At 62.9% G+C, this 18034-nt stretch carries 14 protein-coding genes; 2 read left to right on the top strand and 12 right to left on the bottom strand.

Annotated features, from left to right (window positions below; genetic code table 11):
* Nucleotides 1-2: 2 nt before the first annotated feature.
* Together Q0X62_RS03360 and Q0X62_RS03355 are read right to left on the bottom strand one after the other, a co-directional pair.
* A complete protein-coding gene (locus Q0X62_RS03360) occupies nt 3-353 on the bottom strand; it encodes a hypothetical protein (RefSeq protein WP_297731609.1) in 351 nt (116 codons plus the stop codon).
* Complete coding sequence (locus tag Q0X62_RS03355; RefSeq protein ID WP_297731607.1) at nt 350-892, bottom strand: hypothetical protein; 543 nt, start codon at nt 890-892, stop codon at nt 350-352. The genes Q0X62_RS03360 and Q0X62_RS03355 overlap by 4 nt, the downstream gene beginning before the upstream one ends.
* Nucleotides 893-971: 79 nt before the next feature.
* Between Q0X62_RS03355 and Q0X62_RS03350 the strand changes: the two genes are divergently transcribed.
* Nucleotides 972-1760, top strand: coding sequence for an exodeoxyribonuclease III (locus Q0X62_RS03350; RefSeq protein WP_297731605.1), 789 nt, complete (start codon nt 972-974; stop codon nt 1758-1760).
* 44 nt (nt 1761-1804) lie between these two features.
* Here Q0X62_RS03350 and Q0X62_RS03345 read toward each other — a convergent pair whose 3' ends face one another.
* From Q0X62_RS03345 to selD, 6 genes are all read right to left on the bottom strand, one after another.
* Nucleotides 1805-3016, bottom strand: coding sequence for an ABC transporter permease (locus tag Q0X62_RS03345; protein WP_297731603.1), 1212 nt, complete (start codon nt 3014-3016; stop codon nt 1805-1807).
* A complete protein-coding gene (locus tag Q0X62_RS03340; protein ID WP_297731761.1) occupies nt 3016-3690 on the bottom strand; it encodes an ATP-binding cassette domain-containing protein in 675 nt (224 codons plus the stop codon). Before Q0X62_RS03340 ends, Q0X62_RS03345 begins: the two co-directional genes overlap by 1 nt.
* A gap of 62 nt (nt 3691-3752) precedes the next feature.
* Nucleotides 3753-4985, bottom strand: coding sequence for an efflux RND transporter periplasmic adaptor subunit (locus Q0X62_RS03335; protein ID WP_297731601.1), 1233 nt, complete (start codon nt 4983-4985; stop codon nt 3753-3755).
* A 31-nt stretch (nt 4986-5016) separates the two neighbouring features.
* A complete protein-coding gene (locus Q0X62_RS03330; RefSeq protein WP_297731599.1) occupies nt 5017-5640 on the bottom strand; it encodes a hypothetical protein in 624 nt (207 codons plus the stop codon).
* A 920-nt stretch (nt 5641-6560) separates the two neighbouring features.
* Entirely contained in the window at nt 6561-7793 is a 1233-nt protein-coding gene (locus tag Q0X62_RS03325) for a hypothetical protein (RefSeq protein WP_297731597.1), read from the bottom strand.
* A gap of 575 nt (nt 7794-8368) precedes the next feature.
* Nucleotides 8369-9415 carry a selenide, water dikinase SelD gene (selD, locus tag Q0X62_RS03320; RefSeq protein ID WP_297731595.1) on the bottom strand — a complete coding sequence of 349 codons (1047 nt, stop codon included), beginning with the start codon at nt 9413-9415 and terminating at the stop codon, nt 8369-8371.
* A gap of 36 nt (nt 9416-9451) precedes the next feature.
* Between selD and mnmH the strand changes: the two genes are divergently transcribed.
* Nucleotides 9452-10597: a tRNA 2-selenouridine(34) synthase MnmH gene (mnmH, locus tag Q0X62_RS03315; protein ID WP_297731592.1), complete on the top strand. Its 1146-nt coding sequence runs from the start codon at nt 9452-9454 to the stop codon at nt 10595-10597.
* Here mnmH and Q0X62_RS03310 read toward each other — a convergent pair.
* The 4 genes from Q0X62_RS03310 to flhB all read right to left on the bottom strand — a co-directional run bounded on the left by Q0X62_RS03310 (nt 10536) and on the right by flhB (nt 17991).
* A complete protein-coding gene (locus tag Q0X62_RS03310) occupies nt 10536-11507 on the bottom strand; it encodes a DUF3137 domain-containing protein (RefSeq protein WP_297731590.1) in 972 nt (323 codons plus the stop codon). The two genes, mnmH and Q0X62_RS03310, sit on opposite strands and share 62 nt — an antisense overlap.
* The gene (locus Q0X62_RS03305; RefSeq protein WP_366946099.1) at nt 11507-14179 is read right to left on the bottom strand and encodes a valine--tRNA ligase; all 2673 of its coding nucleotides are present in this window, start codon (nt 14177-14179) and stop codon (nt 11507-11509) included. The genes Q0X62_RS03310 and Q0X62_RS03305 overlap by 1 nt, the downstream gene beginning before the upstream one ends.
* A 119-nt stretch (nt 14180-14298) precedes the next feature.
* Nucleotides 14299-16860 (bottom strand): ATP-binding protein, encoded by a 2562-nt coding sequence (locus tag Q0X62_RS03300; protein ID WP_297731586.1) that lies wholly within the window; start codon nt 16858-16860, stop codon nt 14299-14301.
* Nucleotides 16861-16899: 39 nt separating this feature from the next.
* Nucleotides 16900-17991, bottom strand: a complete 1092-nt coding sequence (flhB, locus tag Q0X62_RS03295) for a flagellar biosynthesis protein FlhB (protein WP_297731583.1) — start codon at nt 17989-17991, stop codon at nt 16900-16902.
* Nucleotides 17992-18034: the final 43 nt, after the last annotated feature.

Here is an 18034-nt window from a genome sequence, read left to right as displayed (position 1 = left end):
CCTCAAGCGCTGCAGTCGAATGTGTCGCCACAGACGGCGGTCGCGAACACCAGCCATCCGACGAGGCCGGCAATCCACAGAAGCGGGATGACCAGCATCCATTTGAGGCCGGAACCGCGCTGCTTCATGATGACCCGGACCCAGCCGATGATGACGGCCAGTATCGCCACCACGGGGCCGGCGCTGGAATAGAGCGCGAACGCCACCAATGCCTGGTTCTCGGTCGATCCCGGTGCGTCGAACATCATCAGGGCCGGCAACCACAGGCCCATGCTGACAAAGCCGAAGCCCAGCACGGCGATGGTCGCCAGGCTGGGCCAGATCAGGGAAAGGCGTTTGGGTGTTTCGCTCATAATCCCCCCGGAATCAGCTCATCGGCCTCCTGACGCGAAATGCGCTGGAAATTGACCTGCATGACGACCGCGTCGTTCTCGCGTGTGACAACCGAATAGCCGTCCGGCCCGGTGATCTCCATGACCGTCGAGAAGACCCGTTCCTCACCATCCTGCCCGCGATGGGTTTCGTCAGGGAAGAGCAGGCGGTCTCCATCCGGGGTTATGGTGCCATCGGAGACACCGCCGATGGAGTTGTAATAGCGATAGGTAATCACCTCCGCCTCGGCGTCCCAGTGATACAGCGTCTCGCCACGATAGATCGTGGCTCCCTGCGGCACGGCATGGACATCACGCAGATACTGGCCGTCATAGACCGGCTCGTAACAATGCACATCGAAGGTTTCCGAGCCCTGGAAAACCCCGGTCCAGCAAGAGCCGGCAAGGAAGGCGAGCGGCATCAATTCCTCACGCAGAACCGGCGCTTCGTCCTGCGCCTGACACGCCCCGGCCAGCGCGAGGGCTCCCAGCCCGGCGATAACACCCTGTCTCTGCATCATGCCGCGCTCCGCGTCTTTTCTCGTTTGCGAAACGGGTTAGGCTGGACATATCTCGCCCACCCGGACCCCGTGACCCATCATGACCCTGACTGTTGCCTCCTGGAACGTCAATTCCATCAAGGCCCGCCTGCCCAATGTGCTCTACTGGCTCCGCGAGGCCCAGCCGGATGTCGCCTGCCTGCAGGAGATCAAGACGGTTGATGAGGGTTTCCCGCGGATGGAGATCGAGGATCTCGGCTATAACGTCGAAACCCACGGCCAGAAGTCCTATAATGGCGTTGCCATCCTCTCGAAACACCCGATCGAGGAGATCCGTTGCGGCCTGCCCGGCGATGAGAGTGACGAACAAGCGCGCTATATCGAGGCGGTCATCTCGGCCAGCAGCGGTCCGGTCCGCGTCGCCTCAATCTACCTGCCCAATGGCAATCCTGCGCCCGGCCCCAAATACGACTACAAGCTGGCCTGGATGGAGCGTCTGCGCCTGCACGCCAAGGGCCTGCTGGCGTTCGAAGAACCGCTCATCCTGGCGGGTGACTATAATTGCATCCCGCGCGACAGTGATTGCTGGGACATCGCGGAATGGGAGCGCGACGCCCTCGCCCTGCCGCAGACGCGCGCCGCCTTCCGGGCGCTCAAATGGCTCGGCCTGACCGAGGCCTTCGAACAGCTCGACGGGCGCGGCCACCAGTATACCTTCTACGACTACCAGGCCGGTCGCTGGAACAAGGGCCATGGCATCCGCATCGACCATCTCCTGTGCTCACCGCAGGCGGCCGACCGGCTTGAAGGCATCGAGATCCACACCAAGACGCGCGGTAAGGAAAAAGCCTCCGACCACATTCCGATCGTCGGAAGCTTTTCGCTTTAGACCCGGTCTCCACCAGCGGTGTGACAAGCACGGCTTGACCAAATCTAGCCCTTGACTGCAAGCGCGGGCGCCGCCGCGGCGGCGCGGCTTGCGGGCAAAGCCCCGGCGGCCACACCTGCACCAATGCTGCCAGCCAAAGCCGCAAGTGCCAAACTGGGGTCCAGAGCGACCGGAATATCCCAGAGAGACGATACCAGAAAGCCCAGCCCCGCCGCCACACCAGCACCGATGGCCGCGCCGAGAACACCGAGGATCAGGCTTTCCAGCATGAATTGAAACAGGATGTCACTGCCAAGAGCCCCGCAGGCCATCTGCAACGCGATATCCCGACGCCGCGTCTCCACAGCGGACAGCGTATAGCCGCCATAGCCAATTGCGGCAGCGATCATCGATATCGTGGCGATTGAGAAGAGCAAGCGCGTGAGCAGGTCACGTTGGCGATTCATGGCACGCAGCGACGCGTTCTCGTCGCCAAACCGGAACGGGGCAGCATGTGACAGCGGCGCACCATGCTCTCGCCGCAAGATCCGGTCAGCCGTTTCGCGTGCCGCGCTGATGCTGCGTCGGTCCAGCAAGACCACCGTCAACTGGTTCGCTTCATCAGGCGCGAGATGCGCACTCCGGTCAAAGTAGCGTACCATCGCGGTGAAAGGCAGGAGAACCCCCAACGCATAGCGCTCGGCGGTGTTGGTTTCTGCAGGCCCGAAAACACCGATGACGGCGCAGGAGATACCGTTGATCCGTACCGGCGCGCCAACCGCATCAGCCGGACGCGCGAACAGCCGGGCAGCCGCGGACGCGCCGAGCATGCATTGACGTTCGGCTCCGGCGAGTTCGGCCCGTGTGAAGGCTCGACCGTGCGCAACAGCCATATTGGCTTCCCGTTGATAGTCCCCGACAACGCCGAAAAGCCGCACTTCATATCGATCCCCGTCACCTTGCGCTTCGGCAAATCCTGTCCGCCAGGCGGCGCGAGCCTCGACGAGCGTACCCAGCTCCTGGTCCAATGCCTCAAGATCCGACACTCGCGGGGGACCGAAGCGGTCATGGATGAGAGTATTTTCCGTGATGACAAGCGATCGCGCATACGCCCCGAAAACCATCCGCTCCATCTGCTGGCCGTACCCCGCCAGTATGGCAGTCGCAAGCGCGACAGAACCGGCGCCCGCTCCGAGCGTGAGGGCCATCAAACAGGATCGAATCGGCCGGGTGGTGATCGACCAGACCGCCATGTAAATCTGGTTCCACAACGGCATCAGGGCTTTGCCTCCTCGATGGCCGCGCCATTTGTGAAACGGATCATGCGGTCGGCGATCGGCATCAAGAGCGGATCGTGGGTTGCCAGAATCACACAGCCACCGCGATTGGCGTGGTCGCTGAGGAGCCGCCCGATAACCCCGGTGGTCTGCTCATCAAGCGCGGCGGATGGCTCATCACAGACAAGCAGCTGCGGGCCGAGCGCGAGGGCGCGCGCAAGCCCCACGCGTTGACGCTCTCCGCCGGACAACTCCTCTACACGCCGATTGGCCTTTTCCGAGAGTTCGACAGCGTCGAGGGCTTTGTACGCTGCCGCTTTCCGGTCATCTGCGGCCCGCCCAGCATAGCGCATCGGCAAACATACAGTGTCCAAGACACGCATGCGAGCGATGAGCCCCGCATCCTGGAAAAGATAGCCGATCCGTCCGCGCCGCCTGCGCGCAAGCGCGGCGGGGGGGATGCCGGAAACGTCTTCCCCCAAAAAGCTCACCGTGCCGGCGTCCGGCTGGTCGAGAAGCCCCAGTATTGTCAGGAATGTTGACTTGCCTGCGCCGGAGCGCCCGACAACGGCGATACACTCACCGGCCATTGCCGAAAAATCCACGTCCCGAAGGGCAACCACGCTTGACTTCGCGCGCTGGTAGACACGGCTTATTTGCCTGACCTCGATCACCGGCAAAGACTTAGCCATCCGCGCACCCGCGAAGGGATGTCGGGCGCCGGGGATGGCGACTTCTAAAGCTCAAGTTCGGGATCTCGGGCATCAATGATGACAAGGTCGCCCTCTTCGAGATCACCGCCGATGACCGCGAAATTCTCTGCATCCTCAGGGCCGGCCCTGACATGGCGCGATTCAATCCGACCGTCATGCCACACATAAACAACACGCATTCCCCGTGCGATAGCTTCGCCCAGCAATACGCCCGTAATTGCGCCCCTGTAATCGGGGACAAGCTCGGCATCATCGGACAGGCTGTAATAATCCCTTACCCATCGTTCGGTCTCTTCGCTGGGTTCAAATCCGGCCGGATAGCCGACAGTGAATGCACGACGCGGCGCGACGAGCTCACCATAGGCCTCGGCAGCCACAAATTCGATGGAAGCTGTCATGCCCGGCAAAAGCCGTTCGTCGGGGTCGCTGGCGGCGATCGCCACAGGGTAGGTCACAAACCGGTTCGCGACATTGGCCGCGCGTCGCACCGGGCCGGCCACGCCAAAAAAGATTTCACGGGGATATGCATCGACCCTGAAGCGAACATCCATACCCTCCTGGATTCGGGCGACATCTGCCTCGGCGACCTCAGCCTCGATCACCACATTTGACAGGTCGGCCGCTATGATAAAGAGCACGGGGGTCGACAAGGTGGCGTTGACCGTCTGCCCCGTCTCGACACGCCGATCCAGTACGAATCCGTCGATCGGAGAGGTAATCTCCGTATTCGACAGATCAATTCGGACCTGATCGACCTGGCTGCGCGCCAGCGCGACGCCGGCCTCGGCGCGGGCGTGCGCGGCTTCGATCTGTGCCAGCTCGAATTCCTGATCTTCGACCCGAGAATCAGGCACAGCGCCGCGCGCTGCGAGTTCCCGGGTGCGCTCGAATTGGCGTTCGGCCGCGGCCAGCCGAGCGGCGACCTCGTTTCTATCCGCAACGGCGGATCGCAATCCCGCCTCGGCGCGCGCAAGGGCCGCCTCGTACGGTTCCGGATCGATGCGCGCGAGAACCTGGCCCGCACGCACCGGCTCATCAAAATCAACATCCACCGAAACGATGCGCCCGTTGAGTTCTGCTCCGACCTCAACCTGTGTCGCTGGACGTATCCGGCCCACCGCAGGCACAACGTCACTGATTGAGCCACGCATGACACGCGCTACCGAAAGATGTTCCGGTGCGCCATACTCGACATCATCGCCAACAGGTTGCGCGCCGGAGCAACTCGTGAGCAGTCCGGCGACCAGACCTGACACCAGCCAAGCTGAGACACGGCCGGTTCTACCGTCACTCCACATCGTGAATATTGACCAGCTCCATCTCGCCTGCATGATCCACAACTCTGACCGGCCACCCGACCTCCGGCGCGAATGAATAGGTTGTGACTTGCTCTCGCAACGCCTGTCCACCATTCGACACGGTGCCCGTCGGGCGCTGCACCCGGAAGTTTATAACATCAAAAACGCCCGCCGGGGTTCTGATTGCCTCACAGCCTTCCAACCGGATCTGGATCGTCGTAACCGTTGTCTGCAAATCGCCCCCCACATTCAGGCTGTAGGGCGCGCTCATCTCGATCTCATCACCCGGCTCCATGCCAGAAATCGCGCGACGCAAGCTCTGCGTGCTGAGAGCCAATCGGGAATGACCGACCGTTTCCAGGTGCACCATGCCAAGAAAGCTGCGCCGTACGCGCTGATATCCCATCCGTTCCTCGCGCGGCGCATGAGGTTCGGACGCTGTGAACCATCGCGATGACACGGCACCGCTACTGTCGACGTCGATGACTTCCTGAAACGAGACATGACTGGCGACCTGGGACTCGAATACCGCCCCGACCTCAGGCAGCGCGCCATTCTGCGGCAGTGCGCATGCCGTCAAATTCATCGAAAGCACCAAAGTGACAGTGAGCATTTTCTCATCCTGCTAGCGAACTGAACCGATTGGTCCTGGAGCCAACCGTGATTGCGACCACCCCAGGACCAAAATCGTAGTGACCTTACAGACCTACCATATCCTCCATACACTTGGAGTTGCAGACGTCCAAGCATCGTTCGTATCCAAGATTGCCAGCCGGTGTTCCCAACTCTTCGCCCCAGGTGTCATAGCATCCACCGTAACAATTTGTGGTACAATTCGCCCACGCCGACATTGGTGCAAAACTCAGCGCCGCAACCGCAACCAGCAGACCCATCAGGTTCTTGACCATACCCCTAAACTCCTGTTTTGTTGAAATCTTACCCACCTGCGTGGGCTTCCAATTTCCGCAATTTCAATCTGAAGTAGCTATTTAATCAATTTTAAATTGCACAATCAGTGGGTGTGGTCAATAGACAGGCATTCAGGTGTGAACCGGTTTTTTTTCGGGTGAGGCGGGAGCGTCAGGCAGAGCCGTAAGAATTGAGGCATGTCGACAGGCGCGATGTGAAACGGGCCAGGACCTGCCAGCCTCCCGATCATCACAACCTTTGATACGCGGCAGTTCTGACCGGCAGACTTCTACTCTGCCCGCCGCGTGGCGCAAGACCTTGAAGCTATGACATTGCAACGATGGGCCCAGCCCGACATTCCGTTGCTACCGCGCTTCGCCGCCCGATCGAGGGAACCGGCCCTTGCCTTGTGCCATGCATTCGGCATCCGACCCGATCCGCCGACCGCGCACCTCCTCCCGGCATCGACTTTTGCGGCTCACGTCAGAATTCCGGACCCTGGCCCGGCGGCAGGCGGGGCGCACAGCCTCAGCCAGAGCGGACGACACCAAGACGCGCGGCAGGGAAAAGCCTCCGACCACATTCCGATCGTCGACCGTTTCTCCCTCTAGCTCCGGCGCCCTGCTAGCACTGATCGCCGCGACGGAATTGGCCGTTGCAAACGGTCAGAGGTCCGAAATAGCGATCAATCTCGATGGAAATCCGGCTTGTCGGGCGATTGCCCATTCCGCTGCTCGGATGCCCGCCCGAGACACAATCCGCCGTCAGGGTGCGTCGTCCCGATGTCGACATTTGCGGATTGCGACAGAAGTTCGCCCAGGGTCCCGGCGGCAGGCCGGGCGCGCTGCCACAGCCAGACCGCGCCACCAGCTCGCCATCGCAATTGGTCACGCGGCCGCGATAGCTCGACAGGTCGATCCGGCTGCGCACCATGCCGCCGGCATTGGTCCGGCACATCGCGGTCATGAAGTTGCCGTCCCAGTCGGGCGTGGAGCAGGACATGCGCCAGATGCCCTCCGGAAAGCTCGCCGGGCGGGTGATTGCGGTCCCACCATTGCCGCCCGAAGCCGGACCGGGGCGCGGCGGCGCATTGCCGGTCACGGTGCAGCTCGTGCTGCCGCGCAGCTGGCCGTTGCAATTGGTCAGGGCGGTAAAGGCGAAATTGGTATCAAAACGGGTGAGCTGCCAGACGCCATTATCGGCCCGGCACTGCGCCACGATGGTTCGACCTTCCCAGCGCGGACGACGGCAGGTCTCCTGCCAGCGCCCGTCCGGGAAATCATTCCAGCCGGTGCCCGCGGTTTCGGGGGCTGTCAGCGCCGCCGCCTGCTCGCCATAGATCTCGTCCCAGTAATAGTTGATCGAGACAAGGCATTGCGTGACGGTGGATCGCCGTGTCTGCAACTCGTCAAAAACGGTCCCGGGATCGGTCGCCAGACACCAGTTGTAATGCGCTTCCGCTGGATAGCTCGTCATCGGGCAATTGCCGAACGCCGCTGCGAGACGCTCCAGCCGGTTAGACCCGACGGCGTAGTATTCACATTTCTCGGCCTGGCTACCGACACCCGGCATTCGCTGGGCGTTGACGAAATTGACGACGGCTTGAAGTCGCGCCGTGTATTGATCCGCCAGCACTGGCAGGGACATCGAGCGGCAGTCCTCGAACGGGTCACGGCGTTGCGGAAGCCCCATCACAGCCCCCTGGCTGGCGATGACGTCCTCGAGCTGACCGGCAGAGTTCGCATAGCCGAAGCAATAGTCTTCCTGACCCTGCCCCTGACCCTGTCCCGGCCCCTGACCATAGGCGGCCGATGACAGGATCAATCCGGCAATTCCAAGTGCAAACTGTTTGAACACAACCCTCTCCCCGTGCTGGGAGCCATCAGGGCAGAGTTCGGATGAGCTGGCAATGAACACGCTCGCCACTCTCTCATTCTCGCGTGTTTCGCGATGTTATCTCCAATCACGCGATGGGCTCTTGTTCGGTTTTATTGAGGGACCAGGCTGCACGGACCCAGACATGTGACTTGTCCTGATTTCAACTTGCACGCTGGCGATCTATGTCGGCCAGGCTGATGCCCAGCCACCGGTCGCGGAAACCTGCTGGACGGGCTGGACTATTCCCATGGCGCCTTCTGGACCCACGGCGCCTTCCGGGTCTATGGCCCGGTGACCGAGGCCGATCGGTCTCAAGGCTATGGCTATGCCGTCTACAATCATTGTTCCGGACAATCGGGGCGGAGACTCTCACACCTCGTCCAGAATTGACCCCCTCGACTTCACGATGGAGCACGGATTGTCAGCTGGCACCTACGAAATCCGGGCGGCCTTTCCTGACCAGCCCGCCACGCTTTCACCTGCCGACTGAGCCAGTCAGTCCCGGCCGAGGGTGGATCGGCGGCGGACTCGGTGCATCCGTCGCCAGCTTCAGCCTAGATGACGGTGATGCCGTCGCCCGCCTCGATCCGGCCGATCACCGCGGCGTCGACATGGCCCTGGTCATGAAAGCGCGCGAGCACGGCATTGGCCTGCTCCGGCGCACAGCTGACCAGCAAACCACCGGAGGTCTGAGGGTCACACCACAGGACTTCGTCGATCTCCGCCCAGTCATCCGGACAGGTGATACCGGCCCTTACCGCGGCCCAGTTGCGCCCGGACGCGCCGGTTTTCAGCCCCTCGCCCGCCAACCTGCGGGCTTCGTCGAAGACCGGGATTGCGGCACGATCGACGACGGCCTTCACATCCGCCCCGGCACAGATTTCCGACAAATGCCCCAACAGGCCAAAGCCGGTCACGTCGGTTACAGCATGCACGCCACCGAGGGCGGCCAGCCCGGCGCCCGGCGTATTGAGGCGCGTGGTGGAAGCCACCATCTGCGCATAACCCTTATCCGTCAGTCGGTCCTTTTTCAGCGCAGCGGAGAAGACCCCAATCCCGATCGGCTTGCCCAGGATCAGCACATCGCCCGGGCGCGCACCTGCATTGGTCAAAAGACGAGCCGGGTGCACCATCCCCAGCGCCACGAGGCCATAGATCGGCTCGGCAGCATCGATGGAATGCCCGCCCGCGATCGGCGCGCCGGCAGCCTCGGCGACCGCACGTCCACCGGCCAGGATGGCGCGGATGATTTCCGGCGGCAGCTTGCCGACCGGCATGCCGACCAGGGCCAGGCAGAAAATGGGCGTCGCGCCCATGGCGTAGACATCAGAGAGGGCATTGGTGGCCGCGATCCGGCCAAAAACTTCCGGGTCGTCGACGATGGGCGTGAAAAAATCCGTGGTGGCGACCAGAGCCGTCTCGTCATTGATGCGCCAGACGGCGGCATCGTCGCGCGTGGACGCGTCGACGATCAATTCCGCCGGCAGGGGAAAGGCAGAGGGCGCGCCGAGGATGTCGGTAAGGACGGCGGGATCGAGCTTGCAGCCACAGCCGCCGCCATGCGCGAGTGAACTCAAGCGAACTGGCCGTGTGTCATCCATCGTCCCGAACCCCTTCTTTTTGGCTAGTCTGCCGGCATGACCGGGATCGACACGCCGATGCAACGCATAGCCACCACGGATGACCTGTCCGCGCAAGCGCTGGCACAGTATGACGCCATCATCGATGTGCGCTCACCCGCCGAGTTCGCCGAAGACCACCTGCCGGGTGCCATCAACCTGCCCGTTCTTGATGATGATGAGCGGGCCCGTGTCGGCACGCACTACACCCAGGTCTCCGTCTTCGAAGCCCGCCGGATGGGCGCCGCCCTCACGGCGCGCAATATCGCCGCCCATATCGACACGGTCTTGGCCGACAGGGAGAAGAGCTTCAGACCGCTCGTCTATTGCTGGCGCGGCGGGATGCGGTCGCAATCCATGGCGACCATCCTGGCCGCGGTTGGCTGGAAGACGACCCTGGTCGCAGGCGGCTATCGCACCTGGCGGCGACAGGTCAGCGCGGCACTGGAGGACGACGCTCCGATGCCCGTCATTCTCATTGACGGGCAAACCGGTAGCGCCAAGACCCGCCTCCTGCACCTCCTCGCCGAACGCGGCGAGCAGGTCATCGACCTGGAAGGTCTGGCCTGTCATCGCGGCTCCATTTTCGGTGATTTCGCCGACATGCCCCAGCCAAGCCAGAAGGCGTTCGAGACCGCGCTGTGGGCGCAATTGCGCACGCTTGATCCGGACCGCCCCGTCTATGTGGAGGCGGAAAGCCGGCAAGTGGGACGCCTGCGCGTCCCGCCGCGCATCTGGGCGGCGATGCAGTCCGCCCCGCGGATCAGCATCCAGGCGCCGGCCAGCGCCCGGGCGCGCTACCTCATGACCGCCTATCCGGACCTGCCCCGCGATACCGAAAAGCTGATGGCGGCCATTGAGGGCTTGCGGCGCTTTCACCCGAAGGCCGACATCGAAGCCTGGCAGGCGCTGGCCGAGAGCGGTGACTTCGAACCGCTCGCCGCCGCCTTGATCACCGCCCATTACGACCCGGCCTATGACCGCGCCCGAAAGCGCGACAAGCCAGCACGAAAGCCGGTTGTGCTGGAAACGCTCGATCTCGACGCGGCGTCACTGATCGCCCTCGCCGACCGGGTGATCGAAACCGGCCAGCCGGACCGAACTATTCGCCCTGCCGGGCCTCGTGCTCGCCAAGCTGGGCCGGCGCGACCAGGAGGTCGATGAGGCCGGTAATGTGGCCGAGTTCCTCGACGATCTTGTTGAAGCGCCCCGGCTCGGTCAGAGGTTTCGACATCGACCCGACCTCGAAAAGATTGCCGGTCTCCGCCGCAATCAGCAACTCGCCCTCGCCGCTGTCCTCATCGAAGGCCGCGCGAACATTCTTGCCCTTCAGGCTTGTTTCCAGAGCCAGCAGACGTTCCATGAAGGACGGGGTCAGCATGTAGCGGGCCAGCACCTGGTCATTGCCATAGACCTCAAAGGCCTTCTCGAATGCGGGATCAACCAGCCCGATCCGTTCCAGCTTGTGGGCTCCGAAACCGCGCGCGAAGGACTGGACACCATTAAACCAGCCGGCATCGCGCGTGATCACGGTGATGCCCTCGACCTTGCGCGGGAAATTGATGCGGATGATGACGCCGCGAAAGACGGTGACGTAATAGGTGCGCTTCTTGGAGCGCCGGCGCTGTTCCAGATGCGCCTCATAGAGCTCGAACTCACAACCATCGCGCTCGCCGGCAAAATGATCCTCGAACCGGCGCCGGTCGGAGGATGGCAGCAACCCGAAATCCCGCAAGCGGTCAAATCGCGCCGGTGCATAGGGTGTCGGCGAATAGGCCAGGCCCAGCGCGCCAGCGATTTTGGTGTTCAGCTCGGCCTTGATCCGCTTGGACATGGCGTGCAGCGCATGGCTGCCAATCATGTAGCCAAGGAAGGGGCCCAGCACCAAGGCCATGACGATTGGCACCCACTCAACGCGCTGGAATACCATCACGCAGGCGATGACCGCCGACAGGATCGTGCCGGCAGCGGTCCAGTTCCAGCGCAGCCGGACAAAGCGGAGCCTGTCCGCCTCCAGCCCGGCCAGCCAGGGCTCGAGCGTGTCCGTCCAGAGTGATTGAAACCGATCGTCCACTACATCGCCTCGAGCCGGGCCAGGGCTTCGGTCATCTTGGCTTTCTGGCCGGCATAATCCGTCAGCTTTTCGCGCTGCTCGGCAACCACACTTTCTGGCGCATTGGCGACGAATTTCTCATTGCCGAGCTTTTTCTCCAGCCGGGTGATCTCGCCATCGAGCTTGGCGACTTCCTTGGCCAGGCGATCCTTCTCGGCGCCGAAATCGATGACGCCTTCCAGCGGCAGGGCCAGTGTGGTTGTGCCCAGCACGGTCTGGGCCGAGGCCGACGGAACGGCGTCGGCGGTCTCGATCGAGGCCAGTCGGGCCATGCGCTGGATGAGCGCATCATGGCGGGCGAAACGGTCTGCGGTGACCGTGTCGGCGCCGACCGCAACCAGCGGCAATTTGGCGCCGGCCGGGATATTCATCTCGGCACGCAGGCGGCGAATGTCGGTGACCAGATTGATCAGCCAATCCATCTCTGCCGTGGCGTCGGCGTCCTGCAGGCCATCCAATTGCGGCCAGTCGGCGACGATGAGCTGGGTGTCACGCTTGCCGGTCTGCTGCCACAGCTCTTCGGTGACGAAGGGCATGAAGGGGTGGAGCATTTTCAGGGCCTGGTCGAGCACCCACGCCGTGGTCGCCTGAGTCTCGGCCTTGGCCGCAGGGTCCTCGCCATTGAAGAGCGGCTTGGCGAATTCCAGGTGCCAGTCGCAGAAGACATTCCAGACAAAGCGATAGGCCGCCGCCGCCGCATCATTGAAGCGATAGGTTTCGAGCCCGGCATTGATCGCCTCGATGGCCTGGGCGGCCTCGGACAGGATCCACTTATTGACGGTCTGGCTGACGGCTTTCGGGTCATACCCGTCCGGCACAACGCATTCATTCATCTCGCAGAAGCGGGCCGCATTCCACAACTTGGTGCCAAAATTGCGATAACCTTCAACGCGTTCCTTGGACATGCGGATATCGCGGCCCTGCCCGGCCTGGGCGGCCAGGGTGAAGCGCACGGCATCGGCACCGTATTCGTCGATCAGCTCCAGCGGATCGATCACATTGCCCTTGGACTTGGACATTTTCTGTCCGTTCTCGTCGCGGACGAGAGCGTGGATATAGACATCCTTGAAGGGCGCGACCTTCATGAAGTGGAGGCCCTGCATCATCATCCGGGCAACCCAGAAGAAGATGATGTCGAAGGCGGTGATCAGAACCGAGGTCGGATAATAGCGCTCAACCATCTCCGGCGTGTCGGCTGGCCAGCCCAGCGTCGAGAAGGGCCAAAGTGCAGACGAGAACCAGGTGTCGAGGACGTCTTCGTCCTGGGTCAGGGCGACATTCCTGCCATGCTTGGCCCGCGCCTGCTCTACGGCCTCGGCCTCGCTTTCGGCGACGAAGACATTGCCGTCTTCGTCATACCAGGCCGGAACCCGATGCCCCCACCAGAGCTGGCGGGAGATGCACCAGGGCTGGATATTGCGCATCCATTCGAAATAGGTCTTTTCCCAGGTCTTGGGATGGAAGGTGGTGCGGCCATCCTCGACGGCGGCGATGGCATCCTTGGCCAGCTCGCCGGCATTCACATACCATTGATCGGTCAGCCAGGGCTCGATGACGACGCCCGAGCGGTCGCCATAGGGCTGCTGGATGACCTTGTCCTCAACGGCGCGGAGAAGACCCAGCTCCTCCATCTTGGCGACGAGTTTCTTGCGAGCCTCGAAACGATCCATGCCGCGCCATTCGGCGGGGATGCGGTCGAGACCGCCCGTGCCGTCATCCTCGGTCAGGAGGCGCGCTTCACGGTCGAGAATATTGACTAGTGGCAGGTCGTGACGCTTGCCGACCTCGAAATCGTTGAAGTCATGTGCCGGGGTGATTTTCACGCAGCCCGTGCCCTGTTCGGGATCGGCATGTTCGTCGGCGACAATCGGGATTTCCACGCTGGCGATGGGCAGGCGGATCATCTTGCCGATGAGGTGCTGATAGCGCTCATCGTCCGGATGCACGGCGACGGCGCTGTCACCGAGCACGGTTTCCGGGCGGGTGGTCGCAACCACCAACTCGCCTGAGCCATCGGCCAGCGGATAGGCGAAATGCCAGAAATGGCCCTGGGTTTCCTTGTTCTCGACCTCGAGATCGGAGATCGCGGTCTGGAAGTGCGGGTCCCAGTTCACGAGGCGTTTATCGCGGTAGATCAGGCCCTGCTGGTGGAGCTCTACAAAGACCTTGAGGACGGCCTTGGACAGGCCTTCATCCAAGGTGAAGCGTTCGCGTGACCAGTCGCAGGTCGCGCCAAGCCGGCGCAGCTGCTGCAGGATGGCGCCGCCGCTTTCCTCTTTCCAATCCCAGACGCGCTTGATGAAAGCCTCGCGTCCCATATCGCGGCGGGAGATATTGCCTTCATCGGCGAGCTGGCGCTCGACCACCATCTGGGTTGCAATACCGGCATGGTCGGTGCCCGGCTGCCAGAGCACGGAACAGCCCAACATGCGCTTGTAGCGGACCAGCACGTCCTGCAGCGTGTTGTTCAGCGCGTGACCGATATGGAGACGGCCGGTGACATTGGGCGGCGGAATGACGATCGAGAAGGCCTCGGCCTTGTCGTCATCCTTCGGCTGGAAAGCCCCGCTGTCTTCCCAGGCCTGATAGATCCGGGTTTCCGCGTCATTCGGGTTGAAAGTCTTGTCCATGATGGTCCGCACAGCCTGTTCTGGCGCGCCAGCGCGCGTTTGCACCCTTTATGGACATCTCACCGCAATTGTCAGCCCGCAAACTGCGGATCGGGGCTGATCGGAAGAGGTTGCGGAACAGACTATTCGGACTTCTCGCCCAGCTCCTCCTTCACCTTCTCGGCCAACTGGGTGAGCGTGAAGGGTTTGGGCAGGAAGGAGACATCCTGTTCTTCCGAGAGCGTCTCGGAGAATTGTTCGGCGGCATAGCCGGAGATGAAGACGACACGCGTATCGCCCAGCAGGTCGCGCGCCTTTTTCAGCAAGCCCGGCCCATCAAGGCCCGGCATGACGACATCGGAAATCATCAGGTCAAAACCTTCCTCTTCATCCTCGAGGATTTCATAGGCTTCTTCGCCATCGCAGGCCTCGACAACCTCATAGCCGCGCTTGACCAGGGTCTTGGCCGCAATCTGGCGCACCGCGTCCTCGTCCTCGACGAGGAGGATGCGGCCGCGACCGGACAGGTCTGCCGGGGCCTTCTCGACAGTCTTGGCCTCTTCGGCCTGTTCCAGCTCGACGGTCTCTTCCTCAGTTGGTTCATGGCCGGGCAGATAGATGGTGAAGGTCGTGCCCTTGCCCACTTCACTGTCGGCAAAGAGGAAGCCGCCGGATTGCTTGACGATGCCGTAGACCGTCGCCAAACCCAGCCCCGTGCCCTTGCCGGCCTCCTTGGTGGTGAAGAAGGGTTCGAAAATCTTCTCCATCGTCGCCTTGTCCATGCCGTGGCCTTCATCGGTCACCGCGATGGCCGTCCAATCGCCCTCGCGCGGATTGGGAGCGCCAGCATTGCGGACCGTATCGACATCGACGCGCGCCGTCGTGATGACCAGCGATCCGCCGCCATTTTCGCGCATGGCGTCGCGGGCATTGGCGGCAAGATTGATGATGGCGGTTTCCAGCTGGCCCTTGTCGGCTTTGATCATCGGCAAGTCACGGCCGTGCTTGATGTCCAGCCGGACCGTCTCTTCGACGATCTGGCGCAACAGGACCGAGACGTCCGACAGGACATCACCCACATCCAGCGTTTCCATGCGGAAGGTCTGCTTGCGCGAGAAGGCGAGCAGTTTGCGCACCAGACCGGCCGCGCGGGCGACGGTCTGGTTGATCGCCTGCAGCTCGGAATAGTCCGGATCGCCAACCGGGTGACGGTTCAACAGCTCGTCGCAATTCAAGCGGACCGCGGTCAGTAGATTGTTGAAGTCGTGCGCCACGCCACCGGCGAGCTGGCCGACCGCCTGCATCTTGTTGGCCTGGCTGAACTGACGCTCCAGCTCTTTCCAGGCGGTGACATCGATCACATAGGCCACCCGTTTGCCGCCACGCGCTGGCGAGAAGGCGAGATGGACATACACGCCCTTTTCGTCATGATCGAGCCGCGCCTCCGCCGGGTCACCGCTGCCGGCCATCGCGGACGCAAAGGCATCGGTGGGCGAGCGCCCGTCTTCCCAGTTGAACAGGTCACAGAATTTGATGCCCGGTAGCGCCTTGCCGCCGGAGAGCTGGACCAGGGCCGGATTGACATCCTCGATGATCGCGGTTTCCGGATCGGCCCCGTCAAGGCGAACCACGCCGAAGGGGGCATTGCCGAACATGTCGTCCAGGGTACGACCGGTCGGCCGCGGCTCAGCAGCCTCGCCGGCCGACATGGCCTGGGCCACGCCCGGCGGCGCGCCCGTCACGGACAGGCCATACATGACGGCGCGCCCGGCGCCAGGATCGCCTGGTGCCCATTCGACCGCGATCGCGACCGGACTCTCAATGCCGTCACGCGCTTTCAGCCGCGCATCAATGCGGGCAATCCCCTCCCCGCCGCGGGTCTGCAGCACACGCTTGGCGCCATCGCCGGTGAGCATGTCCCTGAGCGGGGGGAAAGGCGTGCCCTCGGCCAGGCCGAGCCAGTCCCGCAAGGTCGCATTGGCTACCGGCACATCGCCATTGGGCCGCAGCGAAAACAGCGCGACCGGCGAGTGCTGGGACCAGTCCGACAGGGCGCTGGACGCCCCGTCTTCGCGCTCCCCGGCGGGCATCAATCGCCACAGGATCAATCCCCCGTCCTGAGGTGCGGCCTCGAGATGGAAGCGTTGGACACCATGCTCGTCCAGGTCGAGTGGCGGCAAGAGCTCGCACGCCCCCTCGCCGCGCGCAGCAGCCCGGGCGAGACGGTAAACCGTCCCGTCACCGCCACCGGAGCCGGCCCACAACCGGTCCACCGTCGGTAGACCAAAGCTCTGGCCGAATCCGCCCGCTTTGCGCGCCAGTTCCCGATAGGCGGCATTGGCCCAGCGGGCTGCCCCCCGCTGGTCAGAAATAAGGACCGGATCGGGAAAGCTTTCCATCGCCGAAAAGCCGATCTCGGTCGTGCTGGGCGCCTGATTGCGAGCGACCTGTCGGCGCATCGTCTGGCCCGCCGCTTCCCCAGCGGCGATGGCAAACAGGATCAAAACCGCGATTACGGCGAGACCGAACAGATAGACCAGCCCATGACCGCCATCCTGACCCGCCCCGATCAGCGCCACCGCCGCGGCCGCAACCGCGATGATGCCGCACACCCAGAAGGCCACGCGTCCGGCCGGTTTCGACCAGAAGGGCTTGCGCTCGATATTGGCATCGACCTGCGGGGTCGGCTGGGAGGTGTCGGCCATGGGAAACTCCGGCGCGAATCAAAATGATGTCGGGTCAGTCTACTCGCTCGGGCGATATCGCGCGCGTTGTCCCTGAGCCAGCGACAGAACATAGCCGACCACCTTGGCCACGGCCTGGAAATGTTCGGTGGGGATTTCTTCGTCGAGATCAGCGGTCGCGTGCAGTGCGCGCGCCAGCGGCGGATCCTCGACGATCGGGACGGAATGCTCCTCGGCCAGTTCGCGAATGCGCAGCGCGACCGCGTCCACCCCCTTGGCCACGCACACCGGCGCCGGCGTTTCGCCTTGCACATAGTGAAGCGCAATCGCGTAATGCGTCGGGTTGGTCACCACCACCGTGGCATCGGGCACCTTGGTCATCATGCGGCGCTGGGCCCGCTCCTGGCGTAGCTGGCGCAGCTTGGCGCGCACCAGCGGATCCCCCTCGGACTGCTTCATCTCGTCCTTGATCTCGCGCCGCGACATCCGGTTTCGCTTCATGAAGCTTTGCCGCTGGAAAACATAGTCGAGCCCTGCGATCACCGCGTAGACCGTCAGCGCCGCCAGCAATAATTCGATCGCGCCCTGGCGGACCAGCGACAGCAGGGCGGAAATGTCGAGCGCCGGCATGCCGGCGAGGATTTCCCGCTTGGGATAGATAACCAGGAAGGCGGCGACCGCGACCAGCGCCATCTTGCCCACGCCCTTGAGGAAGTTGGCAACCCCCTGGGGACCGAAATTGCGCTTGAAGCCTTCGATCGGGTTCAACTTGTCGAGCTTGGGCTGGATTTTCTCGGTCGTGAACAGCATGCCCTGCTGGATATAGTGGCCGGCGAAGCCCGCCATGGCGAGAACCAGGACCGAAAAACCGACCGCACCGATTACCTGCCAGGCCATTGTCTGCAACAGCGTCATCATCGAGCCCGGCTCGACCGCGAAACGATGCGGTTGCTCGAAGAAGACCTCCAGAGAGCCCGCGAGCGTGCGCGACATCAGCGGGAAAATAAACGCCAGCAGGGCGAGACCCGCCGCGAGAATGAACCAGCCGGGAATTTCCTGCGACTTGGCGACATCGCCCTTCTTGCGCGCATCATCCAGCCGCCGCTGGGTCGGTTCTTCGGTTTTCTGGCTGTCGTCTTCGCCTTCGGCCATCCGCTAGCGTCCTTGTCGGGTCATCGCCCGTCTCTGGTCATTG

The organism is uncultured Maricaulis sp., assembly GCF_947259345.1.
Classification (GTDB): domain Bacteria; phylum Pseudomonadota; class Alphaproteobacteria; order Caulobacterales; family Maricaulaceae; genus Maricaulis.
The sequence above is the reverse complement of the archived record's forward strand: the minus strand, read 5'-3'. Positions and strand labels throughout refer to the sequence as shown.